This window comes from Pseudoclavibacter sp. VKM Ac-2888, from assembly GCF_015351285.1.
Lineage (GTDB): Bacteria > Actinomycetota > Actinomycetes > Actinomycetales > Microbacteriaceae > Pseudoclavibacter.
The window spans coordinates 172,763-198,659 of sequence record NZ_JADKSM010000002.1 but is presented as its reverse complement, the minus strand read 5'-3'; the positions used below and the strand labels follow the sequence as shown (position 1 = coordinate 198,659).

Below are 25,897 nucleotides of genomic sequence, written 5' to 3'. Positions count from 1 at the left end.
TGCCCTTTCGAGTGAAAGTGCACGGGCGCAGAGCCGTGGGCGACCCTGCTCGGAGATGTGCCTCCCTGCGCTGGCATTACCCAGATCAGGTTTGACGGTCGAAGGCTTGAGCCTTCCTCTCAGCCCGGACTACCGGACTCCCGTGAACACCCCCGAGTATAGGCCGTACCGCGCCTGAGCTACTTCTTGAGCGCCTTGATGAGACGCGGGAGCGCGTGCCCGACCGTCCACACCAGCGGAATCGACACGACGAGCAGCGTGATGATGTTCGGCCGGAAGCTCGTGCCGAACTCGTCATCCACGTACGCGCCGACCGGCACGGCCATCCCGCCGCCACCGCCGCCTGACGAGTTCTCCTGACCCTCCTCAGTGCTCTCACCACCGCCGTAGCCGTACGAGACGAGAGCGACCGGAAGGATCGTGGACTTGCCGAGTTCCACCTTCTCGCCGTAGGCGAGGGTGACGCCGAGCTTCTTGACCGAGTCCGTGAGGTTCTGTGTGAGGTTCGTCATGCGGCCAGCGTAGGTCGTCGACATGCCTGCCAACCAGGAGAAGTCCTGTGTGCTTGCGGGCGAGAGCGCTCCCACCCTTTGGTAGCTTTAGTGCCTGCATCCACACGCGATGTTCTTCGATGAAGCAATAGGAGCGTGCATGAAAACGTGGCCCGGAAATGCCTACCCCCTCGGAGCGACGTTCGATGGAAGTGGCACCAACTTCGCGATCTTCAGCGAGGCCGCCCACAAGGTCGAGCTGTGCCTCTTCGATGACGACGGCAACGAGGAGCGGGTGAGGCTCTACGAGCAGGATGCGCACGTCTGGCATGCCTACCTCCCTCACGTGCAGCCCGGCCAGCAGTACGGCTACCGGATGCACGGCGACTACGACCCCGTCAACGGAAGCCGCTGCAACCCGGCGAAGCTCCTCCTCGACCCGTACGCGAAGGCGACGACGGGCGAGATCGACTGGGACCAGTCGCTCTTCAGCTACAACTTCGGCGATCCCGACTCGTTCAACGACCTCGACTCAGCGCCCCACATGATGAAGGGCGTTGTCATCAACCCCTACTTCGACTGGGCTGGCGACCGGAAGCCGGGCATCCCCTACAACGAGTCCCTCATCTACGAGGCGCACGTCAAGGGGCTCACCGAGCTGCACCCGGACGTGCCAGAGGAGATCCGCGGCACGTACGCCGGCATTGCGCACCCCGCGATCGTGGAGCACCTCAAGCGGCTCGGCGTCACCGCCATCGAGCTCATGCCCGTGCACCAGTTCGTGCAGGACAGCACCCTCATCGAGAAGGGCCTCCGCAACTACTGGGGGTACAACACCATCTCGTTCCTCGCCCCGCACGCCGACTACGCCTCCCAGGGCACGGCAGGCCAGCAGGTGCAGGAGTTCAAGTCGATGGTGCGCACGCTGCACGCCAACAACATCGAGGTCATCCTCGACGTCGTCTACAACCACACGGCAGAAGGCAACCACCTCGGCCCGACCCTCAGCTTCCGCGGCATCGACAACGCCGCCTACTACCGGCTCGAGGACGACGACAAGCGGTACTACACCGACTACACGGGCACCGGCAACTCGCTCAACATGCGCCACCCGCACTCGCTGCAGCTCATCATGGACTCGCTGCGCTACTGGGTCACCGAGATGCACGTCGACGGCTTCCGCTTCGACCTCGCCTCCACCCTCGCCCGCGAGCTCCACGACGTCGACAAGCTGTCCACCTTCTTCGACCTCGTGCAGCAGGACCCGGTGGTCTCGCAGGTGAAGCTCATCGCCGAGCCGTGGGACGTCGGCCCCGGCGGCTACCAGGTCGGCAACTTCCCACCGCAGTGGACAGAGTGGAACGGCAAGTACCGCGACACCGTGCGCGACTTCTGGCGAGGCGAGCCGTCAACGCTTGGCGAGTTCGCGAGCCGCATCACCGGATCCGCCGACCTGTACGAGCACTCCGGACGCCGCCCCTTCGCCTCCATCAACTTCGTCACGGCCCACGACGGCTTCACGCTGAGAGACCTCGTCTCCTACAACGAGAAGCACAACGACGCCAACGGCGAGAACGGGAACGACGGCGAGAGCCACAACCGCTCCTACAACCTCGGCGTCGAAGGCCCGACCGATGACCCCGAGATCAACGCCATGCGCGCCCGGCAGCAGCGGAACATCATCGCGACGATGCTGCTCAGCCAGGGCGTGCCCATGCTCCTCCACGGCGACGAGCTGGGGCGCACGCAGAACGGCAACAACAACACGTACGCGCAGGACAGCGAGATCAGCTGGGTGCACTGGGAGAACGCCGACGAGCCGCTCGTCGAGTTCACGCGGGCCGTCGCGCAGCTGCGCGCCGACCACCCGACGTTCCGTCGACGCCGCTTCTTCAACGGCCGCGTCGAGGAGCGCGCCGAGGGATCCGCGCTGCCCGACATCGTGTGGCTCTCGACCGACGGCACGCAGATGGCATCCGAAGACTGGAACGCCGAGTTCGTGAAGTCGATGGGCATGTTCCTCAACGGCAACGCCATCGCCGGACGCGACGAGCGGGGCGAGGAGATCACCGATGTGAGCTTCATGGTCTACTTCAACGCCAGCGAGACGGTCGTCGAGGCGACCATCCCCAGCGTCGAGATCACCTCCCACTGGGACATCGTCATCGACACCTCCGGCATGCACACCGACCTCGAGGCCGTCGAGCCGGGAGCAACCATCCCACTCGAGCCGCGCTCGCTCGTCGTGCTGCGCGAAGCCGAGCTCAAGGAGAAGCCAGACCATTCGGTCGCCGCCTCCGTCGCCGCGATGACCACCCCCATCCCCATCATCACGCGGCCGCCCCTCGGCAGCTGACCCCGCCAGAGCCACCTCAGAAGCACCTCGCGCCACGGAGACCATGATGCGCATCCCATCCAGCACGTACCGATTCCAACTGACGTCGGAGTTCGACCTCGACGCCGCGACCGAGCAGCTGCCCTACCTGGAGCGGCTCGGCGTGGGATGGGTGTACCTCTCGCCCATCCTCCAGGCGACCCCAGGCAGCACGCACGGCTACGACGTCGTCGACCCCTCGAAGGTTGACGACGAACGTGGCGGGCGCGAGGGGCTCGAGCGGTTCTCCGCGAAGGCCCGCGAGCTGGGCCTCGGCGTGCTCGTCGACATCGTCCCGAACCACATGGGAGTCGGAACACCACGCGACAACCCGTGGTGGTGGGATGTGCTCGAGCACGGCCAGCAGGCCGCGCACGCCGAGTCCTTCGACATCGACTGGGAGGCGGGCGGCGGCAAGCTCCTCATCCCCACGGTGGGCGACGACGACATGCCCAGGGAGCGGGGCGACGCGATCGCCAACGTGACCGTCGACACCGAGGCCGGCGTGCTGCGCTACCACTCCACCGAGTACCCGCTCGCGGAAGGCTCGGCGCCCGAGGGCGCATCGGTGCGGGAAGTGCTCGACAACCAGCACTACCAGCTCATCCACTGGCGCCAAGGCGACAGCCGCCTCAACTACCGCCGCTTCTTCACCATCACCTCGCTCGCGGGCATCCGCGTCGAAGACGAGCACGTGTTCGAGGAAGCTCACGCGGAGATCCTCGACTGGATGCGTCACCGCCTCGTCGACGGGCTCCGGATCGACCACCCGGACGGACTCCGCGACCCGGGCGGCTACCTGCGCCACCTCGCCGACCGAACGCGCGGAGCGTATGTGCTCGTCGAGAAGATCCTCGAGGGCGACGAGGCGCTGCCCGCCGACTGGCGCACGGCAGGGACGACCGGCTACGACGCGCTCGGCCAGATCGACCGGGTGCTCGTGGACGCCGACGCCGAGGAGCCGCTCGACGAGCTCGCGGCGGGAGCAGACGGCGACCCGGTCGACTGGGAGCAGCTCATCCACGAGGCGAAGCGCGCAGTGGCCGACGTGTCACTGAACGCCGAGATCCGCCGCATCGCGCGAGAACTGCGCGCGACGGGCCTCGAGGACGACCTCATCGAGGACTCCGTCGCCGAGATCGCCGCCCACTTCAGCGTGTACCGCAGCTACCTTCCGACGGGCGCGAACCACCTCGCCGATGCGGCCAAGGCCGCCACCGAGCAGCGGCCGGATCTCGCGGCGTCGATCGCCCGCGTCCTGCCGTTCCTCGAGGCGCCAGAAGCCGAGGCCGCGCTGCGTCTGCAGCAGACCACCGGCATGATCATGGCGAAGGCCGTCGAAGACCGCTCGTTCTACCGCTACGCACGCCTCACCTCCCTCAACGAGGTCGGCGGCGACCCGAACGTCTTCTCCATCACCCCGGAGCGGTTCCACGAGCTCCAGACGGCACGCGCCCGTGACTGGCCAGACGCCATGACCACGCTGTCGACCCACGACACGAAGCGCGGCGAGGACACTCGCGCACGCATCACCGCCCTCAGCGAGGTCCCCGAGTTCTGGGCGGAGAGCGTCGCCGAGCTCCAGAACGTGGCCCCCATCGACGACAACGCGTTCGCGCAGCTCACCTGGCAGGCGATCGTCGGCGCGTGGCCCGCATCCCGCGAGCGCCTCACCGACTACCTCGAGAAGGCCGCGCGCGAGGCCGACCTGCACACGAGCTGGACCAACCCGGACGAGACGTTCGAGGGGCAGCTGCACGCGGCCGTCGACGCCGTCTTCGACAACCCCGTCGCGTCGAACGTCGTCCAGAACGTCGTCGCCGAGACGCAGGAGGCGGGCTGGTCGAACTCGCTGACCGCGAAGATCGTGCAGCTCACGATGCCGGGCATCCCCGACGTCTACCAGGGCACGGAGCTGTGGACGCGCACCCTCGTCGACCCAGACAACCGGCAGAGTGTCGACTACTCGTCGCGCACTGCGGCGCTCGACGCGATCCTGCACGGGGCGGTCCCCGCGATCGACGACTCCGGTGCCGCGAAGCTGCTCGTGACCGCGGCCTGCCTGCGCCTGCGCCGCAGCCGACCGGAGCTCTTCACCGAGTACGAGGGCATCACCGCCGACGGGCCGGCGGCAGAGCATGCACTCGCGTTCTCGCGGGGCGGTGCCATCACGATCGGCACGCGCCTCCCCATCGGCCTCGAGCAGGGCGGCGGATGGATCGGCACGACCATCCCCCTCCCCGAGGGCGAGTGGATCGACCAGCTCACCGCCGCCGTCTTCACTGGCGGCAAGGACGTCCCGCTCGCCGCGCTCCTGCAGCAGTACCCCGTGGCGCTGCTCGCCAGGTCCTAGCCGGCACCCGCATCCACACCATCTCGCTTCCCACCAAGGAGTTTTCCCCGTGCGCGATTCCCGCTTCGATGTCTGGGCACCACACGCCGAGACGCTGACCCTGCACCTCGACGGCACCGAGCTGCCGATGCGGCGCACCGACGGCGACTGGTGGGTACCGGACGCGGCGCTCGAGCTCGACGAGGACACGCACGACTACGGCTACCTCGTCGATGGCGACATGACCCCCATCCCTGACCCCCGCTCGCGGTGGCAGCCGGACGGCGTGCACGGCCTCTCGCGCACCTTCGACGCCGACCGGCACCCGTGGGTGGACGCCGACTGGACCGGCCGCCCGCTCGCGGGGTCCGTCATCATCGAGGTGCACATCGGCACCTTCACACCCGAGGGCACGCTCGACTCGGCGATCGACCGCCTGGACCACCTGCAGCAGCTCGGGGTCGATTTCGTCGAGGTCATGCCCGTCAACGCGTTCAGCGGCACCCACGGCTGGGGCTACGACGGCGTCGACTGGTTCGCCGTCCATGAGGGCTACGGCGGACCGGCCGCCTACCAGCGCTTCGTCGAGGCCTGCCACGAGCGCGGCATCGGCGTCATCCAGGACGTCGTCTACAACCACCTCGGCCCCTCCGGCAACTACCTGGGCAAGTTCGGGCCCTACCTCTCCGATCACCACGCCACGGCGTGGGGCGACACCGTCAACCTCGACGGGGAGAACTCCGACGAGGTTCGCGCGTTCATCCGCGCCAACGTGGCCATGTGGTTGCGCGACTTCCACGTCGACGGGCTCCGGCTCGACGCGGTCCACGCCCTCATCGACGACCGCGCCGTGCACATCCTCGAGGAGCTGGCCCGGGACGTCGCCGAGCTCGAAGCGCACGTCGGTCGCCCGCTGACCCTCATCGCCGAGTCCGACCTCAACAACCCACGCCTCATCACGTCGGACGAGGCAGGCGGCTACGGACTCGACGCCCAGTGGTCGGACGACTTCCACCACGCCGTGCACGTCAACCTGACCGGGGAGACCAGCGGCTACTACGCCGACTTCGAGGGTCTCGATGCCCTCGCGAAGGTGCTCGAGAAGGGGTTCTTCCACGACGGCACGCTGTCGACCTTCCGAGGTCGCCATCACGGTCGCCCCCTGCCGGCTCACACGCGCGCCTGGCGGCTCGTCGTCTCGTCGCAGAATCACGACCAGATCGGCAACCGAGCCATCGGCGACCGCCTCACGGCGACGCTCTCCCCAGGCCAGCTGGCCATCGCGGCCACGCTCGAGCTGACCTCGCCCTTCACGCCCATGCTCTTCATGGGCGAGGAGTGGGGAGCCACGGCCCCATTCCAGTTCTTCTCCTCCCACCCGGAGCCGGAGCTGGCGAAGGCGACAACCGAGGGGCGCATCGGCGAGTTCGCCCGCATGGGCTGGGACGCCGCCGTCGTTCCGAACCCCCAGGACGTCGCGACGTTCGAGCGGTCGAAGCTCGACTGGAGCGAGCTCGAGAAGCCGGAGCACGCCCAGCTCCTCGAGACCTACCGCGAGCTCATCGCACTCCGCAGGCGGGAGGCGGACATCACGACGCCCTGGATCGATGCGAGCAGCGTCGAGGCGTCGCAGGAAGACGGCACGCTGGTCATCACGCGAGGCGGTCTCGTCATCGCCGTGAACTTCTCGGCAGACGAGCGGGAGCTTCGAGTCGACCGAGCCACCGAGGTGCTCTTCTCCACCGATGCACGTGCAACGCTCGGCCAGACCACCGGCACCGTCACGGGCGCACCGGTGGGCGCGTCCGCCGTCCCGCTCCGCCTTCCGGCTGAGAGCGCCGCGGTCCTTCGCGCCAGCTAGCTTCTGACCGGCGTCGCGGAGGGTCCGGCGGGAACGCCGCTCCGCGGCCCAGCGCGGAACCGGGGTGAGGCGGGCGATGTTCTCCTAGTCATCGCAGCGCCTCGGCGTACCCTGTCGCGCATGTGCAGGAACATCACAGAGCTGCGCGGGCTCGAACCAGCCGCGAACGACAACGAGATCGAAGCCGCCGCCCGCCAGTACGTGCGCAAGGTCTCCGGCATCACGCACCCGACCGTGCGCACTCGCGAGGCCTTCGAGAAGGCGGTCCGCGAGATCGCGCACATCACCGAGCACCTCCTTGAGGACCTCCCGGAACGGCGCCAACCGCCGAAGACCGTGCCACCGTTGCGTCGCCCTGAGGTGCAGGCGCGCATCGCGGCGCGCGAAGCAGCGAAGACCGCCTCCTGACGCGAAGAAGCGCTGCCCCTGCCCGGTGCTCGGATACCCGATTCAGTGCCGGTCGGGTGTCTCGTCCTGCTTCCGGTTGGCCCGCTCGCTGAGTCCGACCGTTCCGTCGCTCCGCTCGCCGCGACCAAGCAGCGAGGCGGGGCGCAACGCGAACTTCCCGAAGCGCGCCACCGCCTGGTCGACCGTCCGCTCCGCGGCCTCCCAGTCGTCGTCCTCCTCGGCGCCGAAGAGAGAGAGCTGGCCAACGCTGCCTGCCTCCACGAGCTGTTCCGCCCGCACCCCGATGAGGCGCACAGGTCTCGGCGGCACGAGGGCCGTGCGCAGCATCTCCCGCGCCTCGAGGTAGAGCGAATGTCCGACGTCGCTCGGTTCGGCGAGCGTGTGCGAGCGTGTGATGGTCGAGAAGTCTGACCATCGGAGCTTGATGCCGACCTGCCGGGCCTGCAGACCGGCACGGCGCAGGCGGGTGGCAACCGCATCCGACTGGGCCCGCACCTCGCGTTCGAGGAAGGCGACGTCGCTCACGTCGTCGAAGAAGGTCTGCTCGTGGCTGATCGACTTCTCGCGGTGCGCCAACTCGATGCCGCGCTCGTCACGGCCCCACGCCAGTGCACTGAGCTTGGCGGCTCCCGCCTTGCCGACCGCTCGCTCGAGGACGGGGACGGGCGTGTGCGCGAGATCGAAGACCGTGTGGATGCCGATGCCGCGCAGCTTCGCCTCGCTCTTCTCTCCCACGCCCCAGAGCGCGCCGACGGGCAGGTGATGCAGGAACGGAATCGTCTCCTCGTGTGGGATCACGAGCATGCCGTTCGGCTTGCACTTTCCCGACGCGAGCTTCGCCACGAACTTGGTGGATGCGGCACCCACGGAGCAGGTCAGCCCCGTCTGCGCCTTCACCCGCGCGCGAAGGCTCGCCGCGATCTCACCCGGCGAGCCGAACAGCAGACTCGCGCCGGACACGTCGAGGAACGCCTCGTCGATGGAGAGCGGCTCGACGAGCGGCGTGAACTCGCGGAAGATCTCCATGACCTGCTGCGAGGCGTCACGGTACTTGCCCATGTTGCCCTGCAGCACCACCGCCTCCGGGCAGCGGGCGATCGCCTGATGCATCGGCATGGCGCTGCGGACACCCCTGGCCCGCGCCTCGTAGCTGGCGCTCGACACCACGCCCCGCTCCCGGGTACCGCCGACGATCACCGGCTTGCCGACGAGATCGGGCCGCTCGAGCAGCTCGACGGCCACGAAGAACGCGTCCATGTCGACGTGGAGGATGCTCGCGGATGCGTCGCGGTCGGACGCCACCCCCGTCTGCCGCGCCCCCATGTCTTTCCTGGTCATGCATCCATTGTGCGTCGCCCCACCGACATCTGCTGGACGCTCTGCGCGAATAGACTCTGCGCATGCAGCTGAACGAGTCTCGCGCCTGGACCGCCTTCTACGCACCCGGAACCCCGAAGGACATCGAAGTCCCAACAGGATCACTCCCAGACATGCTCGCGGAGATCGCCGAGCGCTTCCCGGACAAGCCCGCGATCGAGTTCTTCGGCGCCCAGACGACCTTCTCGGAGCTGCAGGACCAGGTGCTGCGGTTCGCGCAGGGCCTCCGCCGCATCGGGGTGAAGCGAGGTGACAGGGTGGCGCTCATCATGCCGAACGCGCCGCAGCACGTCGTCGCCTTCTACGCGGTACTGCGCCTCGGCGCCGTCGTCGTGGAGCACAACCCGCTGTACACGCGCGACGAGCTCCGGACTCAGTTCGAAGACCACGGCGCCGAGATCGTCATCGCCTGGGACAAGGCCGCTCCGACCGTGCAGTCCCTCCCCCACAGCCTCGGCATCCGCCACGTCATCGCCGTCGATGTGACGAAGGGCATGCCACTCAAGACGCAGCTGCTCCTGCGCCTGCCGATCGCCAAGGCACGCGCGTCGCGCGCCAAGCTCAGCGCCAAGGCTCCGGGGACGGTGCCGTTCGAGAAGCTCGCGAAGCAGCAGCTCCTCGACGCGAGCATCCCGACGCCCGGACCGGAGGATCTCGCGAGCCTGCAGTACACGAGCGGGACGACCGGCAACCCCAAGGGCGCCATGCTCACGCACCGCAACCTGTGGTCCAACGCCCGTCAGGGCGCGGCGTGGATGCCGGAGTTCACGGCAGGCAACGAGACCATCTACGGCGTCCTCCCGATGTTCCACGCGTTCGGCGTGCTGCTGTCGGTCATCTACTCCGTGAGCGTCGGCGCGAAGGCCGTGCTCTTCCCGACGTTCGACCCCGAGCTCGTCATCGAGGCGTCAAAGAAGTCGCCGGCGACGTTCATCCCGGCCGTCCCGCCCATGTACGACCGGCTCGCTCGCGTCGCGAAGGACGGCAAGCTCGACCTCTCCGGCGTCATCTACGCGATCTCCGGCGCGATGACGCTGAACGACGGCATCGTGCACCGGTGGGAGGCTGTCGCAGGCGGGCAGCTCGTCGAGGGCTACGGCCTCACGGAGACCTCCCCCGTGGCGCTCGGGAACCCCTTCACCGACAAGCGCAAGACCGGCACCATCGGCATCCCCTTCCCGTCCACGCACATCAAGGTCACCGACCCCAGCGACCCGAGCACGGAGGTGGAGCTCGGCGAGGTCGGCGAGCTGCTCATCCGGGGGCCGCAGACCTTCCAGGGCTACTGGAACCGCCCCCAGGAGACCGCTGAGGTGCTCATCGAGGGCGGCTGGGTGCGCTCCGGTGATCTGGTCGTGCAGGACGAGGATGGATTCGTGACGGTCGTCGACCGCAAGAAGGAGCTCATCATCACGGGCGGCTTCAACGTCTCGCCCTCCGAGGTCGAGCGGGTCGTCACCGAGATCCCTGGTATCGCCGAGGTTGCCGTCGTCGGCATCAAGCGCGGCGGGGGTGCCGAGGTGGTCACCGCAGTGGTGGTGCTCGACGAGGGGGCGACGTTCGACGAGGGAGCGGCCCGCGCATTCGTTCGCGAGCGACTCTCGGAGCACAAGGTCCCTCGCTCCTACGTCGTGTGGGAGGAGCTCCCGAAGTCGCTCATCGGCAAGGTGCTGCGCAAGAAGGTGCGGGATGCGCTCCAGCAGAACCGCAACGCGACAGCTGCGCCAGCCGATGACAGCGTTGCTCCGGATGCGGATGGCGGAGCGGCGGCCGAGTCAGCCTCCGACACGACCGGAAAGTAGCGGGTGGCCCGCCCCTGCGACGCACGGGCGGGCCGCAGCCTCGGGAGGCGATCAGCCCCCTGCGACGTACCGTTCGCCGTCTTCGCTCAGGCGGGTCCCCGTGGGGCCTTCGAGCTCGACCAGACCCGCTCGAGCTGCCTGCCGGACCGACGCGGCGACGTTGACGGGGACACGCCACGTCATGCGCTCGAATGCGCTGGCGATCTCCGCGGCCGTGACCTCACCATCGGCGCTGAGGATGGCGGCGACCGCGATCGCGATGCGCTGCCCGTTGTTCGTCGGCTTGAGGTCGGACGCGAGGTCCTCGAGACTGCGCTTCGCCTGCGAGGCGGCACGAGATCGGCTCGACGCGGCGCCGCGCGCACCCGCCCTCGTGCGGGATGCGATGGGAGTGCTGGTGCTCCCACCGCGACTGTCTGAAGCTGAGTCGCCGGCTCGCCCCGCAGCGGACGCTCGCCCCTGACCAGCACGGACTCGAGTCGACGCGCGCACGGACGAGCCTGGGTTTCGCACCCGTCCTGGCCCTGCCGCTTCATCCTCGACTCGCCCCGGCGCACCGGTCACGGACGAGGGCGAGACGGCTTCCGGGTCCTTGGCGCTGTTGATCCCGGAGGGGCGGCGCGCGCGTCTGGCGCTGGCCTCCACCCCCGACCCGACGCTGGCGGCACCGGAGCCGCTCCGGCCGGACGACCTGGTGGGCCTCTCGTCCTTCGTCGGCGCATCGGGGGCCACCGTGCGGATGTCGATGGGAGAGAGATCCGCCGCGTCGACGCCGAACTCGACGACGGCGGTCACGTAGGTATCGAAGACTGCACGGTGCACGGAGGTGTCATGCTGCTCGACAAGCGCGACGATGCCGGGGATGGCGCGGATGAGACGCGCGAAGCCGTGCGCCTCGTCGCCTTCGTCGGAAAGCAGCGCCGCGTCGCGGACGGTGCGCTCACGCGCGCTCGGTTCGGCCTTGCCCGGCTTCTGCTTGCCAGCTGCGGGAGCGGGTCTGCCTGGCGTCTTCGCCTCCGGCTTCCTCGCTCCTGGCTGCGTTGGCGTGCTGAGCCCGTCGTCCGGAGCTGACGCGCGAGGCTTCTCGGCAGACGAGTCTTCCTCGAGGGAGCTCTTGCCGACCTGCTTGGCTTCGCGGCCGGGATTGCCGGTCTCGCTCTTCTTGTCAGACTTGGCCCTCTTGTCCGACTTGGCTTTCTTGCCCGACCTCGACTTTTCGTCTGACTTGGCCTTCTTGTCAGACTTGGCCTTCTCGTCTGACTTGGCCTTCTTGTCCGACTTAGCCTTCTCGTCTGACTTGGCCTTCTTGTCCGACTTGGCCTTCTTGGCCGACGTGGTCTTCGTGGCGGACTCGGCGTGCTGCTTCTTGCCCTTGGGCTCTGCCGCGGCGACGGGATCCGCAGCTGACGGCGCGGCCACGTCTCCGAGGGAAGCCGGCCGCAGCACCGTCTTTGGCGGCTGCACGCGCTCCTTCTTGACCTTCGCCCGAGGGCCGCCCTGGGTGGCGTCGGGTCGCTCGACCGGCGTGTTCTTGCCTGACTTCTTGTTCGACTTCTTGCCCATACGACTCACTGCTCCGTTCACCGAGGCTCTGTGGCTCTGACGCTAGCGCCAGAGCCACAGAGGCACCTCAGTCGTGCCCGACAATTCCTCGGTGTACGACGTGGGTCCTACGAGTTCTGCGCGCGCTCCAACACGAGCTCGCGAACGCGTGCCGCGTCCGCCTTGCCCCTCATCGCCTTCATGACGGCGCCGATGACCGCGCCTGCGGCCTGCACCTTGCCGTCGCGAATCTTGGCGAGCACGTCGGGCTGCTGCGCGAGGGCAGCGTCGATGGCCTCGATGAGCGGACCGTCATCGCTGACGACGGCGAGTCCGCGTGACTCGACGACCTCCGCGGGTGAGCCCTCGCCTGCGAGCACACCCTCGAGCACGTCTCGCGCGAGTCGATCGTTGACGGTGCCCGCCGTGATGAGCCCGTCGAGCTCCGCGATCTGCGCCGGCGTCGCGAGGTCGGTCGCCTGCACGCCACGGTCGTTGGCGATGCGCGAGAGCTCGCCCATCCACCACTTCTTCGCACCGGCAGCCGTGGCGCCGGCGGCGACGGTCGCGTCGACGACGTCGAGGAGGCCCGCGTTGGCGATGTCCTGGAACTCCTGGTCGGCGAAGCCCCACTCCGCCTTGAGGCGGCGGCGGCGAGCGACGGGTGCCTCCGGCAGCGTGGCGCGCAGCTCCTCGACCAGCTCGCGGCTCGGGCGCAGCGGCATCAGGTCGGGCTCCGGGAAGTACCGGTAGTCATCGGCATCCGACTTCGGACGACCGGACGAGGTGCGTCCCGTGTCCTCGTGCCAGTGGCGCGTCTCCTGCGTGATGCTGCCCCCTGCTGCGAGGAGCGCGGCCTGGCGCTGGATCTCGTAGCGGACGGCCCGCTCGATGGACCGGAAGGAGTTGACGTTCTTCGTCTCCGTGCGGGTGCCGAGCTTCTCCTCACCGCGCGGACGCAGCGAGACGTTCGCGTCACAGCGGAGGTTGCCACGTTCCATGCGGGCCTCGGAGACGCCGAGGGCGCGCACGATGTCGCGGATCGTCGAGACGTAGGCCGCTGCGAGATGCGGCGTCTGCGCTTCGCCGCCGAAGATGGGCCGCGTCACGATCTCGACGAGTGGGACGCCAGCGCGGTTGTAGTCGACCAGGGAGTACTCGGCGCCCTGGATTCGCCCGGTGGAGCCGCCCACGTGGGTCAGCTTCCCTGCATCCTCTTCCATGTGGGCGCGCTCGATGGGCACGTGGAACACGCTGCCGTCTTCCAGCTCCACCTCGACCTCGCCGTCGAACGCGATGGGGTCGTCGTACTGCGAGATCTGGTAGTTCTTCGGGTTGTCCGGGTAGAAGTAGTTCTTTCGAGCGAAGCCCGAGACCTCAGCGATCTCGCAGCCGAGGGCGAGCCCGAGTGCGATCGAGTAGCGGACCGCCTGCTCGTTGACGACGGGCAGGGTGCCCGGGAGGCCGAGGTCGACGGGCCCGATGTTGGTGTTGGGCTCTCCGCCGACCTCGTTGCCCGAGTGGTTCGGGGTGTCGGAGAACATCTTGGTCTTGGTGCCGAGTTCGACGTGCACCTCGAGACCGATGACGGGCTCGTAGAGTTCGAGAGCGCGGTCGTAGTCCATGAGCTCTGGCTTGGCCATCAGCGTGCACCTGCCTTCAGCTGGGGGGCCTGCGAGAGCAGGGGCCCACCCCAGCGGTCTTCGAGAGTCTGTTCGAGTGCCGCGGCCACCGTGTAGAGGCGCGCGTCGTCACGGGCGGCTGCCATGAACTGGATGCCGACGGGAAGGCCGTTCTCCGGTGCGAGGCCGCCCGGAACGGAGATGCCGGGGACGCCGGCGAGGTTCGCCGGGATCGTCGTGAGGTCGGCCAGGTACATGGCCGTCGGGTCTTCCGCCTTCTCGCCGAGCTTGTAGGCGGTCGTCGGCGAGGTGGGCGCTGCGAGCACGTCGACCTCGGCGAACGCTGCGGCGAAGTCCTGCTGCACGAGTGTGCGCACCTTCTGCGCCGAGCCGTAGAACGCGTCGTAGTAGCCGGCGGAGAGCGCGTACGTGCCGAGGAGGATGCGACGCTTGGCTTCGTCGCCGAAGCCCTTGCTGCGCGTCGCGGACATGACCCGCTCGACGGTGGTCCCCGAGGGGTCGGTGACCCGCAGGCCGAAGCGCACGGAGTCGTAACGCGCGAGGTTGCTGGAGGCCTCCGCTGGCATGATCAGGTAGTACGCGGCCACGGCGTACTCGAAGTGCGGGGTCTCGATCCAGGAGATGATCGCGCCGCGTTCCTCGAGGGCTGCGAGCGCCTCCTGGAATCGCTGCGTGACGCCGGCCTCGAAGCCGGCTCCGTCGGCGATCTGCTTGGGGACGCCGATGCGCAGGCCACGGACGGAGTCGTCCGCACGGCCCGCGAGGGCTGCCTGTGTGAACGACGGCCACTCGCCCGTGAGGGAGGTGGAGTCGCGTCGGTCGTGACCGGCGAGGACGTCGTGCAGTGCGGCGGTGTCGAGCACGCCGCGTGCTGCCGGCCCGATCTGGTCGAGCGACGAGCCGAGCGCAAGCGCGCCGTAGCGGCTCACGCCACCGTAGGTGGGCTTCATGCCGACGGTTCCGGTGACGGATGCGGGCTGACGGATGGACCCGCCCGTGTCGGTGCCGAGCGCGAGCGGCGCCTCGTAGGCGGCGACGGCAGCGGCGGAACCGCCGCCGGACCCGCCTGGGATGCGCTCGAGGTCCCACGGGTTGTGGGTCGGCCCGTAGGCGGAGTGCTCCGTGGAGGACCCCATCGCGAACTCGTCGAGGTTGGTCTTGCCGATGATGACGAGATCGTTGTCGCGGAGGCGCTCGACAACGGTCGCGTCGTACGGCGGCACCCACCCTTCGAGGATGCGCGAGCCGGCGGTCGTCGGGGTGCCCTTGGTCGCGATGTTGTCCTTGACCGCGACGGGGACACCGGCCAGCGGCGAGAGCTGCTCCCCCGCTTGGCGCTTCGCGTCGACGCGTCCGGCTGCGGCGAGTGCGGAGTCGGCGTCGACGTGGAGGAAGGCGTGGACGTCTCCGTCGACTGCCTCGATGCGCTCGAGGTGCGCGGTGGTGGCCTCGATGGAGCTGATGCTGCCGTCGGCGATCGCCGCGGCGAGGTCGGTCGCGCTCAGGCGCGTGATGTCGGTGCTCACTGCTCTTCCCCCAGGATCGCGGTCACGCGGAAGCGAGTTCCGTCGCTGTCCGGGGCACCCGCGAGTGCGGCGTCGCGGTCCAGCGGCTCGCCGACCTCGTCGGCTCGCGTCACGTTGTGCATGGCGATCGGGTGGGTCGTCACCTGGACGTCAGGCGTCGCAACCTCCTGCACTTTCTGGATGAGGTGCTGGATCTCGATGAGTTCGCCGGTGACGCGCTCGATCTCGCCTTCGGCGAGGTCGATGCGCGCGAGCTGAGCGAGGTGCTCAACGTCGGCGGCAGTGATGTCGGTCATTCGTCTCCGATAGTGAGTCGGCCAGGGCTGGACAAGTCTAGGCCGCGTGCTGACGCGGCCGTGCTCCATCCGTGGCTACTGGCGTGGTGGCTGCTGCTGGGGAGGCTGGGACGATGGCCCATTGCCCTGCCAGCGGGGGTCGTATCCGGGCTGCCCCGGCTGGGCGGGCTGCTGTCCCGGGTACTGCGGCTGCCCCCGGTAGGGCGGCTGCCCCGGCTGAGCGGGCTGCTGCCCCGGGTACTGCGGCTGCCCCTGGTAGGGCAGTTGCCCCGGCTGGGCGGGCTGTTGCCCCGGATATTGCGGCTGGCCCTGGTACGGCGGCTGGCCGTGCTGGGGCTGCGTGCGCGCAGGCTGGCCGTTCCATCCGCCGGGCTGCGGGTTCTGCTGCGCGCCGCGCGTCGGCGGGAACTGCTGCGGGGCGCCCTGCTGGCGGGGATCGAAGCCCCCGGCCGGGCCAGGGTAGGGAGTGCCCGGGTACGGCTGGCCCGGGTTGGGCTGGCCCTGATACTGCTGACCCTGGTTGTGCTGGCCCGGATACTGCGGCTGTCCCTGGCGTGGGTCACGCTGCTGCTGGGACGGCGCGCGACCGAAGTCGTTGCCGGCTGCCGGCTGCTGCCCCTGCCAGGAACCCCCTTGCTGCGGCGGCTGTCCCTGCTGGCCCTGCGGCCTTGGCTGCTGACCCTGTCCGGGGCGCGCTGCACCCCATGGAGCCTGAGGCCGATACCCGCCTGCCGGGCCAGGCTGCCCTTGGCCCTGACCCTGGGGGCCCGGATTTTGCTGCCCCGGCACCTGCTGACCCGGGAACTGCTGCCCTGGGAACTGCTGCCCCGGCGCCTGCTGGCCGGGGAACTGCCGTCCCGGCGCCTGCTGGCCCGGGAATGACTGCCCCGCCGGGTAGGCCTGTCCGGGATTCTGCTGCGGCTGAGGTTGCTGCCACGCTCCCTGGCCTTGGCCAGGCCCGGGCTGGGCGCCGGGCTGCGGCCAGCCCTGACGAGGAGGCTGGCCCTGGTTGCTCGGCTGCCCGAACTGCGTCGGCTGAGCGACCTGCGGTGGGTTGGCCAGGTGCGGCGGCAGGAACCCCTGGGCCGCGCCCTCACCAGGCGCAGGTGCTGGCACGGGCGGAGGTCCGCCGTTGGGAGGAGCGACGGCGGATGCTGGTGTGCGCTCCCATCGGGGCGAGGCGTCGAAGGGCTGCCAGGGCGCGCTCGGCGCCTGCTGCTGGGCAGTAGCCGAGGATGCTGCTGGCGCCTGCGACGCCGACGCCGCGCTCGGCTGATCCCGGCGCTGCGGGATCGGCACGTACGGAGCTGAAGCCGGCACGACGGGCGGAGGCGGAGTCGGGAGCCCCGCCGGCGGCACGACCGGGACGGGCGCGGGCTGCTGGGCCTCGAACGACGGCGCCTCTCGAGGATGCACCGACGGAGCGGCGGTCGAGGAGGCGGTGGGGCTGACGTGCAGCTCGGCCGGCGCTTGGCTCTCCGATGAAAGCTCGGCCTCTGGGCCCTGCTCGCCCTCGGTGCGCGAGTCGAGGGTGGCCGATGGGGCGGTCAGCGAAGAGGAGGCGGTGTCCGCGGCCGATTCGGGAGCCGGGTGGGGGTCCGCTGCGGTGGTGTGCTCGACACCGGGATGAGGAGCGGGCGCGGGATCCGAGAGAGGCGCGGGCTCCCGAGCGGGGTCGGGTTCCGTAGTGGGCTCAGGCTCCGAAATCGGCGCGGGCTCCGAGACGGGCGCAGGCTCGACTGCGGCCTCGGGAGCGCTGTCGTCTCCGGTCGGGACCGCGGCGGCGGGCGCCACGCGCACCACGAGCACCTGCTGGGCGTCGTCGAGTGTGATCTCGACCAGTCCGTCGCCGGTCGCCAGCTCGTAGCTGGCGGCTCCCGTGCGCTGGAGCTGCGAGTGCGTCCGCGCCGCGTAGGAGTGCAGGGCACGCACGTGGTCGCTCAGGACACCCGCGTCGACGGCGTCGAGGATGGCGCGGGTCGCACGTTCTGCGGTTGTGGCCGCGTCGGGCCCCGCCTGCACCATGAGATGCACCTGGACGCCGGGCGCCGCTTCGACGACGACGCTGTCGCGCGAGCGCGTCAGCGCCTTGGCCGCGAGGACGAGGTGCAGCGGAGACGCCTCGTCGGTCTTCACGACCGACGAGGAGAGCTGCTCTGGGCCACCATCGAGCACGAACGAGCGCACCCGGCCGGCAAGCTCGATGGCCTGCTCCGGGAAGCCGTTGACGTTGTTCCAGCCCCACATCCACGTGCCGGCGCTCTGCGCGACGCTGCCGATGAGCTGCACCGGAAGCACCGTCGCGGCCGGTTGGGTCTGATACGTGATCGACGGGGCGGTGAGGTCGACGTCCCATCCGGCGTCGCCGAGCTGCTCCGTGAGCTGCGCGTGCGCGTCGAAGTGGAGGATGGCGGCGTCGTCCGCCAGATCTTGCAAGCTCACGCTGAGCATGGTTCCCCGTTCCCCCGCGGCGAGCCATTGCCACGGCCTGCACACTGTAGCCGAGCGACCGGTCCGCCGCCTCGGAGTCCGCTTCCTGTCGTCGGTGCGCGCCGAGCTCTCATTCCGCGTCGGCTCGCAGGTGCTCGACCGCACTGGGTCCGCCTTCGAGGAGCAGGCGGAAGCCGTCTGCGTCGAGGATGGGGATGCCGAGCTCCTCGGCCTTCGTCAGCTTCGAGCCCGCTCCGGGCCCTGCCGCGACGAAGTCGGTCTTCTTCGACACGCTGCCAGCGGCCTTCCCGCCGGCGGCGATGATCGCCTCCTTGGCGCCGTCCCGCGTGAACCCCTCGAGGGTTCCCGTCGCCACGACGCTCAGGCCGGAGAGCGGCCCCTCGGTGCTGGTCCGCGCGCCGGGGCCCGGATGGTCCGGCGTGGCGAAGCGCACTCCGGCAGCCCGCCAGGCCTCGACGATGTCACGGTGCCAGTCTTCCGCGAGCCACTCGACGATCGCGTCCGCGATGGTCGGGCCGACGCCCTCGACCTGGGCGAGCTCCTCGGCCGGAGCCGCCTCGATCGCCTCGAGGGAACCGAACCAGTCCGCGAGTGCCCGCGCGGCAACGGGGCCGACGTGGCGGATGTTGAGCGAGACGAGCTGACGCCAGAGGTCTTTCGTCTTGGCGACCTCGAGCTGCTCAAGGAGGGTCGTCGCCTGCTTTGAAGGCTCGACGAGCCTGAAGTCCTTCTTGATGCCGGCCTTGCGCCGTTCGGCGGGCGTCATCTCCTCGGAGCCCGGCGGGTAGACGAGCGAGACCTTCTGGAACGGAGCCCTGCGGATGAGCTCGCCCGTCTCGTCGTCGGTCCTGGGCTCTCCCGTCTCGGAGTCGCGGACGACGACCTCGATGGGGACGATCTCCTCGAGGGTGAGCGCGAAGAGGCGAGCCTCGGTCTCGAGCGGAGGCAGCTCGGGCACCGTCGGCTGGGTCAGCGCTGCGGCGGTCACCTCGCCGAGCGCATCGATGTCGAGTCCCCCGCGCGAGCCGATGTGCTCGACTCGGCCTCGGACCTGGGCAGGACACGAGCGGGCGTTCGGGCAGCGCAGGTCGACGTCGCCCTCCTTCATGGGACGCAACGGGGTCCCGCACTCCGGGCAATCGCTCGGCATGACGAAGTCGCGCACGTCGTCTCCGCGCAGCTCGAGCACCGGTCCGAGCACCTCCGGGATGACGTCCCCGGCCTTGCGCAGCACGACCGTGTCGCCGATCTTGACGCCCTTGACCCGCACCACGTCCTGGTTGTGGAGGGTCGCCATCCGCACGACGCTGCCCGCCACCTTGACGGGCGCCATGATCGCGAAGGGCGTGACGCGCCCGGTGCGTCCCACGCTCGCTGCGATGTCGAGGAGCTTCGTGTGCACCTCTTCTGGCGGGTACTTGTAGGCGATGGCCCAGCGCGGCGCGCGGCTGGTCATGCCGAGCTCGTCGTGCAGCTCGAGCTCGTCGACCTTCACGACGATGCCGTCCAGCTCGTGCTCGACGGAGTGGCGTTCGGCCCCGTAGTGCTCGACGAAGTCGACGACGTCGTCGACCGCCTCGGCGACCTTGGCGTACGGGGTGACGGGCAGGCCCCATCCGGCGAGGAGCTCGTAGACCTGGCTCTGCGAATCGACCGGTGGTGAGGGCCACGCGCCGATCCCGTGGACGTACATCCGCAGCGAGTGGAGTCGGAGCTCGCCGGCCTCGCGTTCGAGGCCGCTCTTCTTCTCGAGCTGCTGCCGCAAGCCCCCGCTGGCCGCGTTGCGCGGGTTCGCGAAGTCGGGGAATCGCTTCGTGGCCCGCTCCAGCTCGGCCTGTTCGTCGAACTCACCGCGCGTCGCGGCGGGCCGGGCTTCCCACCTCGCCCGGTACTCGTCGACGGCTCGGGGGCGCAGCGACGCCTGGAACTCGTTGAGCTGCTTGAACGCGGCGACCGGGATGAAGACCTCGCCTCGAACCTCGACGATCGGCGGATGCCCCTCGCCCGAGAGCGCTTCGGGGATGCCGTCGATCTGCAGCGCGTTCTGCGTGACCTCCTCGCCCGTGCGACCGTCACCGCGGGTTGCCGCGGTGACGAGCCTGCCGTGCTCGTAGCGCAGGGAGATGGCGAGGCCGTCGATCTTCAGCTCCGTGAGCCAGGCGACTCGGCGGCCCGCGGCCGCCTCCGTCTTGGCGCACCACTCGCGCAGCTCGTCGATCGAGAAGACGTTGTCGAGGGAGAGCATGCGTTCCGCGTGCTCGATGGGCCGCAGGCCGTCAGCGACGCCGCCGCCGACCGTCTGCGTCGGGGAGTCCTGCGACTGCAGCTCGGGATGCTCGCGCTCCAGCTCGTCGAGCTCGCGGACGAGCGTGTCGTACTCGGCGTCCGAGACGAGCTGCGCGTCGCGCTCGTAGTACGCCGCCTGGTACTCGGCGACGAGCTCCCGCACCTCGGCGACGCGTTCCCGTGCATCCTCGAAGCTCGTCACGCTGTCGCTCCTGCACGGGAGCTCAGAGTCGCCATCGCTGCCTTGCGGCTCACGGAGAGCAGCCAGTCTTTCTTGCCCGCGAGGCGCTTGGCGGCGCGCCGCTCGCTGGTCGTCTCGAGGTAGCTCTGCACGATGCCGACGACGGCGATGAGCACCGCGAAGACGGCGAACACGATCTGCCAGGTGGGTTCGAGCTGCATGAGGAAGTTCGAGGCGAGGAACACCGTGCCGCCGATGAGGAACCAGAGCACGAAGGCGAGGATCCAGTCCTTCACTCCGAACGGGCGCGCCTCCAGGGTGCAGCGCTTCGCGAGCTGGAGGGCTGGCGCGTCGAAGTGCTCGTCGTAGTCACTGCGCCAGCGCTCCGAGTCGGAGAGGTTCTTGTACTTCGCCGCCCAGCGCTCCGCTCGGTCGGTGAGCATGTCCATCGCCTCGCCGTCTTTCAGGACCGAGCCCTCAGCCTGCTTGCTCATGCCGCCTCCTGCCCGTCTGCGCTGCCTGCAACGCCATCTTGCGCGGTGCTCTCCTGCACGGCGCTCACGGTTCGGTCGATCGTGAACTGGCCGAGCACGCTCGTGCCGACGTAGACCACGGCAGTCTGGCCTGGTGCGACCCCGACAAGCGGCTCGTCGACGACCACGCTCCATTCGACGCCCGGGATGGTGGCGTCGTCACGCGTGCTCGCGGCGCTCGCGCTCACACGCGCGGTGGCGGGGACCGGATCGGCGTGGGCGCGGATCTGGACGTCACAGCGGAACGCGCCGTCGGCCTCCGTCTTCGCGGCGCCCGTCCAGCTCATCCGCTGGCCGGCGATCTCCGCGATGTTGAGCGCCTCCTTCGGCCCCACGACGACCTCGTTGGTCTTCGGGCGGATCTCGAGCACGAACCGCGGCTTCCCGTCCGGGGCTGGAACGCCGAGCCGAAGCCCCTTGCGCTGGCCGACGGTGTACGCCGTCGCTCCGTCGTGCTCGCCGAGCTTCGCCCCGGCGCTGTCGACGACCTCGCCGGTGGCTGTGCCGATGCGGTCACCGAGCCATCCCCGAGTGTCGCCGTCTGGGATGAAGCAGATGTCGTGCGAGTCGGGCTTCTGCGCGACGCTGATTCCGCGCTCGGCGGCCTCCGCGCGGACGAGATCCTTGGAGGGCGTGTCTCCGAGCGGGAAGTAGCAGTGCTCGAGCTGCTGCTGGGTGAGCACGCCGAGCACGTACGACTGGTCTTTCGCCCAAGCACTCGCTCGGTGCAGTTCGACGAGTCCGTCCTCGCCCGTCGCGAGAGTGGCGTAGTGCCCCGTGCACACGGCATCGAACCCGAGGTCGATGGCCTTCTCGAGGAGCGCCGCGAACTTGATCTTCTCGTTGCAGCGCATGCAGGGGTTCGGCGTGCGGCCGGCGCTGTACTCCGCGATGAAGTCATCGACGACGTCGAGCTTGAACCGCTCGGAGAAGTCCCACACATAGAACGGGATGCCGAGGAGGTCGGCGGCACGACGGGCGTCCATCGAGTCCTCGATGGTGCAGCACCCTCGAGACCCCGTGCGAAGCGTGCCTGGCATTCGGGAGAGCGCGAGGTGCACGCCGATGACTTCGTGCCCGGCCTCGACGGCTCGGGCTGCTGCGACGGCGGAATCGACCCCGCCGCTCATGGCGGCTAGAACTTTCACCGGATAAGTGTACGTCGGGCCTCCGACACCGCCCCGTGTGCGGAACAGGTTGGGGTCAGCCGATGTGCGTCGCCGAGGTTGTCGTGGCCGGCTCAGCACCGGTCGCGAGCGGCTTCTCCTTCAGGAAGGACAGCGCGATGATGGAGATGACCGTCAGGGGCACAAGCGCGAGGAAGATCGGGATGAGCGCCTCGTTGTACGAGCCGACGATGATGGCCCTGAGCTGATCGGGCAGCTCAGCGATCGCCGCCGGCGTGAAGGAGCTCGCGCCGTCCTCGGCGGCTGCTCCGTCCGGAAGACGGTCGGCCACCATCTGCGTCAGCCGCGCTGCGAAGACCGAGCCCACAACCGCGGAGCCGAGCGTCGCGCCGACCTGGCGGAAGTAGTTGTTGGCCGCCGTCGCGGTGCCCACGATGCGAGCGGGGAACGAGTTCTGCACGATGAGCGTGAGCAGCTGCATGCTCCCGCCGAGTCCGATCCCCATGATGCCGAGGGCGACGCAGATCATCCACACCGGGCTGTCGACCGTGACGAACGAGAGCACCAGGAGCCCGGCACCGAGCACGGCGGACCCCGCGATGGGCACCCACTTGTAGCGCCCCGTGCGCGAGACGTACTGGCCGCTCAGGATCGATGTGATCAGCAGCGCACCCATCATGGGGGTCATCAGCAGGCCGGACACCGTTGGTCCGGACCCCGTCACCATCTGCAGGTAGGTCGGCATGTAGCCGAGCGTGCCGAACATGATGACGCCCGTGGAGAGGCTGGCGATCGTCGTCAGGATGAAGTTGCGGTCGCGGAACATGCCGAGCGGCATGATCGGATTGGCGGCACCGCGCTCGACGAAGACGAACGCCGTGGCCGAGACGACGGCAAGCGCTGCGAGCAGCAGGATCGTCGGCGATGTCCACGCGTACTGCGACCCGCCCCAGGTTCCGACGAGCACGAGCGCGGTCGTCGCGAGGGAGATGAGGGCCATGCCGCTGACATCGATCCGAGTGCGTTCCTGCGCGGGGCGCTTGGGGAGACGGAGGAGGAAGATCGTCGCCAGCAGCGCAAGAGCACCGAGCGGCAGGTTGATCCAGAACACCCAGCGCCATCCCGGCCCTTCCGTGAACCAGCCACCGAGCAGCGGGCCAGCCACGGAGGAGAAGGCGAAGACCGCGCCCATGACCCCCATGTACTTGCCACGCTCGCGCGCGGGGACGACGTCGGCGATGGCGGCCTGCGACAGGATCATGAGGCCACCGCCGCCGAGCCCCTGGACGATGCGCGCGCCGATGAGCAGCTCGATCGAGGGAGCCAGGCCGCCGAGCACCGAGCCGGCGATGAACAGCCCGATGGCGATGAGCAGCAGCGGCTTGCGTCCGAACAGGTCGGAGAGGTTGCCGTAGACCGGCATCATGACGGTCGACGCCAGGATGAACGACGTCACGACCCAGCTCATGTGCTCGACTCCGTGGAGCTCCCCCACGATGGTCGGCATGGCGCTGGAGAGGACCGTGTTGTTGAGCGATGCCATGAGCATCGTGACCATCAGGCCGAGGAAGAGCGGAACGATGCTCCGCTTGTGGGACGTGCCGGTGGTCGCGCCAGCCGCGGGCCTCGCTGCGCGCGCGCCGTCGCCCACGCCGGTTCCTGTGCCGGTCTCGGCGCGGGCCTGCGAATCGATGCTGGGGGGAGTCGTCATAGGGATTCTGAGATCGCTTTCCTGAATACGTCGATAGAGCGGTTGATGGCGGCTTCCCGGTCGACCAGGATGCCGTGGGGGTCGTTCCGGCTGGTGAAGCGCAGGATGGTGGCGGCGAGCGACAGGAGTGCCTTGGCGGACTCGATGCCGTCAGGCAGCGGCTCGGTCGAGCTGTCGCCGTCCTGCTCGGTCAGGATCGCGAGGACGATGTCCTCAGCCGCGCTGATGTGGCGCCTGAGGCGCTCCTCGAGCACTGGGTTCTGGTCGGCGAGCGTGCGCCGCCGCGGGAAGTCGTCGTGGTCGGGGATCGCCGAATCAAGGACGGCCAGCATGAGCCGCATCGTGCGGCCGAACGAGTCACCCGCGCTTGCGCGGAAGTCCTCGAGGGCGCCGTCGGGCAGGGTCGGTGCCTGCATGCCGAGCACCGCATCCTCTTTGCTCGGGAAGTAGTTGAAGAAGGTTCGGCGTGAGACGCCGGCGCGATCGCTGATCGCGTCGATCGTGGTCTCGTCGAGGCCCCGCTCGATCGTGAGGTCGGCAGCGGCATCGTGGATGGCGTGCCAGCAGTCGATGCGGTTGCGTTCGCGGAGGGAGAGGGCTGGGTTCGACACCACTCAAGAATATGCATGAGTGCAAAGTTTCACAAGTGCAACTTTCCTGTGCAGGTCCTGGGTACAGTGGCACCTCGTGTCGACTCTCCCCGCTCCGAACCCCTCAGGCAGCGCACGGTCCCCGTGGTTCTGGACGGCACTCGCCGTCCTCGCGCTGGTGCTCCTCGCACTGAACCTGAGGACCGCCGTCACCAACGCCTCGCCGATCTTCGATCTCATCTCCGTCGACCTCCCGCTCCAGGGCGCCACCACCGGGCTTCTCACGATGCTGCCTCCCGTCGCGTTCGCGATCGCCGGCCTCGTCACCCCGTGGCTGCTGCGTCGCGTGCGCCTCGAGCTGCTCATCGTCCTCGCCCTGGCCGCCATCATCGCCGGCCACCTGCTCCGAGGCGCGGCCCCCGACGTCCCCACCCTCCTCGGCGGCAGCGGCATCGCCCTCCTCGGCATGGGCATCGGCAACATCCTCCTGCCTCCGGTCGTCGTCACGTACTTCCGGTCGCGCATCCCCGTCATGACCTCCACCTACGCGATCGTCGTCGCGCTCGGCACGATGCTGCCTCCGCTGCTCGCGGCGCCCGTCGCCCTGGCCTCCGGCTGGCGCACCTCGCTCTCGATGTGGGGCATCGTGGCAGCCTCGGCAGCCGTGCCGTGGCTCATCCTCCTCGTTCGCGCGCAGGTGCGAGCGGCGCGCGGACACGTGCCCGAGACGACGGGCGCCGTGACGCTGCCGAACGGCAAGCCCGCACGGCCCGCACGCTCCATCTGGCGTTCCAAGCGGGCATGGGCGCTCGCCACGACCTTCGCGATCTCGTCGATGAACGCGTACTGCTGCTTCGGCTGGCTCCCCACGATCCTGCAGGAGCGGGCGGGGGCAGACACGGTCGCCGCGGCCGGCTACCTCTCGCTGTTCGCGGCCATGGGCATCCCGCTCTCGCTGGCAACCCCGCTTGTCATCAAGCACCTCGGCACCACGTGGCCGCTCATCTCCGCGGCGGCCGGCTTCGCGCTCGGCTACCTGGGCCTCATCCTGGCCCCGACGGCAGCCCCCGTCGTCTGGGTGCTGCTCATCGGCTTCGGGCAGCTGATCTTCCCCATCTGCCTCACGCTCATCGGCCTTCGCGCATCGGGCCAGCGCGGGTCGGCCATCCTGAGCGGCTTCGTCCAGCTCGTCGGCTACGCCCTCGCTGCCCTCGCGCCGTTCACGGTCGGCGTGCTGGCCACGGCGACGGGCAACTGGTCGATCCCGCTTGGCCTCCTCGCCGTGCTCACCCTCGGCGTCATCCCGCTCGCCCCCGCGCTTGCTGGCAAGTGGAAGATCGAAGACGAGATCCAGCTGGCCCGCTGA

Annotated in this window: 18 protein-coding genes and 1 riboswitch; of the genes, 6 read left to right on the top strand and 12 right to left on the bottom strand. The window is 69.3% G+C overall.

Translation table 11 applies throughout. The features are described from left to right. Positions 1-45 precede the first annotated feature (45 nt). A riboswitch (TPP riboswitch) is annotated at positions 46-155 on the bottom strand. Between the two features lie 24 nt (positions 156-179). Continuing rightward, complete coding sequence (locus ITJ61_RS16315; RefSeq protein ID WP_104298986.1) at positions 180-512, bottom strand: hypothetical protein; 333 nt, start codon at positions 510-512, stop codon at positions 180-182. A 139-nt stretch (positions 513-651) separates the two neighbouring features. On the opposite strand from ITJ61_RS16315, the gene glgX reads away from it, so the two are divergent. The 4 genes from glgX to ITJ61_RS16295 all read left to right on the top strand — a co-directional run bounded on the left by glgX (position 652) and on the right by ITJ61_RS16295 (position 7,466). After that, positions 652-2,847 carry a glycogen debranching protein GlgX gene (gene glgX / locus ITJ61_RS16310; RefSeq protein ID WP_104240717.1) on the top strand — a complete coding sequence of 732 codons (2,196 nt, stop codon included), beginning with the start codon at positions 652-654 and terminating at the stop codon, positions 2,845-2,847. Between the two features lie 46 nt (positions 2,848-2,893). Further along, positions 2,894-5,218 (top strand): malto-oligosyltrehalose synthase, encoded by a 2,325-nt coding sequence (gene treY / locus ITJ61_RS16305; RefSeq protein ID WP_194686855.1) that lies wholly within the window; start codon positions 2,894-2,896, stop codon positions 5,216-5,218. 49 nt (positions 5,219-5,267) lie between these two features. Then, the gene (treZ, locus tag ITJ61_RS16300) at positions 5,268-7,058 is read left to right on the top strand and encodes a malto-oligosyltrehalose trehalohydrolase (protein ID WP_194686854.1); all 1,791 of its coding nucleotides are present in this window, start codon (positions 5,268-5,270) and stop codon (positions 7,056-7,058) included. Between the two features lie 120 nt (positions 7,059-7,178). Continuing rightward, positions 7,179-7,466 carry a DUF2277 domain-containing protein gene (locus tag ITJ61_RS16295; protein WP_194686853.1) on the top strand — a complete coding sequence of 96 codons (288 nt, stop codon included), beginning with the start codon at positions 7,179-7,181 and terminating at the stop codon, positions 7,464-7,466. Between the two features lie 42 nt (positions 7,467-7,508). Here the strand turns inward: ITJ61_RS16295 and dinB are convergent, their stop codons facing one another. Then, on the bottom strand, positions 7,509-8,804 hold the full coding sequence (dinB, locus tag ITJ61_RS16290) for a DNA polymerase IV (protein WP_194686852.1): 1,296 nt from the start codon (positions 8,802-8,804) through the stop codon (positions 7,509-7,511). A 62-nt stretch (positions 8,805-8,866) separates the two neighbouring features. Between dinB and ITJ61_RS16285 the strand changes: the two genes are divergently transcribed. Continuing rightward, a complete protein-coding gene (locus ITJ61_RS16285) occupies positions 8,867-10,645 on the top strand; it encodes a long-chain-fatty-acid--CoA ligase (RefSeq protein WP_194686851.1) in 1,779 nt (592 codons plus the stop codon). A gap of 51 nt (positions 10,646-10,696) precedes the next feature. Here ITJ61_RS16285 and ITJ61_RS16280 read toward each other — a convergent pair whose 3' ends face one another. The 10 genes from ITJ61_RS16280 to ITJ61_RS16235 all read right to left on the bottom strand — a co-directional run bounded on the left by ITJ61_RS16280 (position 10,697) and on the right by ITJ61_RS16235 (position 24,552). Next, the gene (locus ITJ61_RS16280) at positions 10,697-12,229 is read right to left on the bottom strand and encodes a hypothetical protein (RefSeq protein WP_194686850.1); all 1,533 of its coding nucleotides are present in this window, start codon (positions 12,227-12,229) and stop codon (positions 10,697-10,699) included. Positions 12,230-12,315: 86 nt separating this feature from the next. Next, entirely contained in the window at positions 12,316-13,830 is a 1,515-nt protein-coding gene (gene gatB / locus ITJ61_RS16275; RefSeq protein WP_194686849.1) for an Asp-tRNA(Asn)/Glu-tRNA(Gln) amidotransferase subunit GatB, read from the bottom strand. Further along, positions 13,830-15,356, bottom strand: a complete 1,527-nt coding sequence (gene gatA / locus ITJ61_RS16270) for an Asp-tRNA(Asn)/Glu-tRNA(Gln) amidotransferase subunit GatA (protein ID WP_104240710.1) — start codon at positions 15,354-15,356, stop codon at positions 13,830-13,832. Before gatA ends, gatB begins: the two co-directional genes overlap by 1 nt. Beyond that, positions 15,353-15,652 carry an Asp-tRNA(Asn)/Glu-tRNA(Gln) amidotransferase subunit GatC gene (gene gatC / locus ITJ61_RS16265; protein ID WP_104240709.1) on the bottom strand — a complete coding sequence of 100 codons (300 nt, stop codon included), beginning with the start codon at positions 15,650-15,652 and terminating at the stop codon, positions 15,353-15,355. Before gatC ends, gatA begins: the two co-directional genes overlap by 4 nt. A gap of 75 nt (positions 15,653-15,727) precedes the next feature. Beyond that, positions 15,728-18,094 carry a DUF6882 domain-containing protein gene (locus ITJ61_RS16260; RefSeq protein ID WP_194686848.1) on the bottom strand — a complete coding sequence of 789 codons (2,367 nt, stop codon included), beginning with the start codon at positions 18,092-18,094 and terminating at the stop codon, positions 15,728-15,730. Between the two features lie 118 nt (positions 18,095-18,212). After that, complete coding sequence (gene ligA, locus ITJ61_RS16255; protein ID WP_194686847.1) at positions 18,213-20,591, bottom strand: NAD-dependent DNA ligase LigA; 2,379 nt, start codon at positions 20,589-20,591, stop codon at positions 18,213-18,215. Next, positions 20,588-21,064 (bottom strand): hypothetical protein, encoded by a 477-nt coding sequence (locus tag ITJ61_RS16250; RefSeq protein ID WP_194686846.1) that lies wholly within the window; start codon positions 21,062-21,064, stop codon positions 20,588-20,590. Before ITJ61_RS16250 ends, ligA begins: the two co-directional genes overlap by 4 nt. Next, positions 21,061-22,233, bottom strand: coding sequence for a tRNA 2-thiouridine(34) synthase MnmA (gene mnmA / locus ITJ61_RS16245; RefSeq protein ID WP_104341528.1), 1,173 nt, complete (start codon positions 22,231-22,233; stop codon positions 21,061-21,063). The genes ITJ61_RS16250 and mnmA overlap by 4 nt, the downstream gene beginning before the upstream one ends. A gap of 73 nt (positions 22,234-22,306) precedes the next feature. Further along, positions 22,307-23,941: an MDR family MFS transporter gene (locus ITJ61_RS16240; protein WP_194686845.1), complete on the bottom strand. Its 1,635-nt coding sequence runs from the start codon at positions 23,939-23,941 to the stop codon at positions 22,307-22,309. Further along, entirely contained in the window at positions 23,938-24,552 is a 615-nt protein-coding gene (locus tag ITJ61_RS16235) for a TetR/AcrR family transcriptional regulator (protein ID WP_160072457.1), read from the bottom strand. The genes ITJ61_RS16240 and ITJ61_RS16235 overlap by 4 nt, the downstream gene beginning before the upstream one ends. A gap of 76 nt (positions 24,553-24,628) precedes the next feature. On the opposite strand from ITJ61_RS16235, the gene ITJ61_RS16230 reads away from it, so the two are divergent. Then, positions 24,629-25,897, top strand: a complete 1,269-nt coding sequence (locus ITJ61_RS16230) for a CynX/NimT family MFS transporter (RefSeq protein WP_181064945.1) — start codon at positions 24,629-24,631, stop codon at positions 25,895-25,897.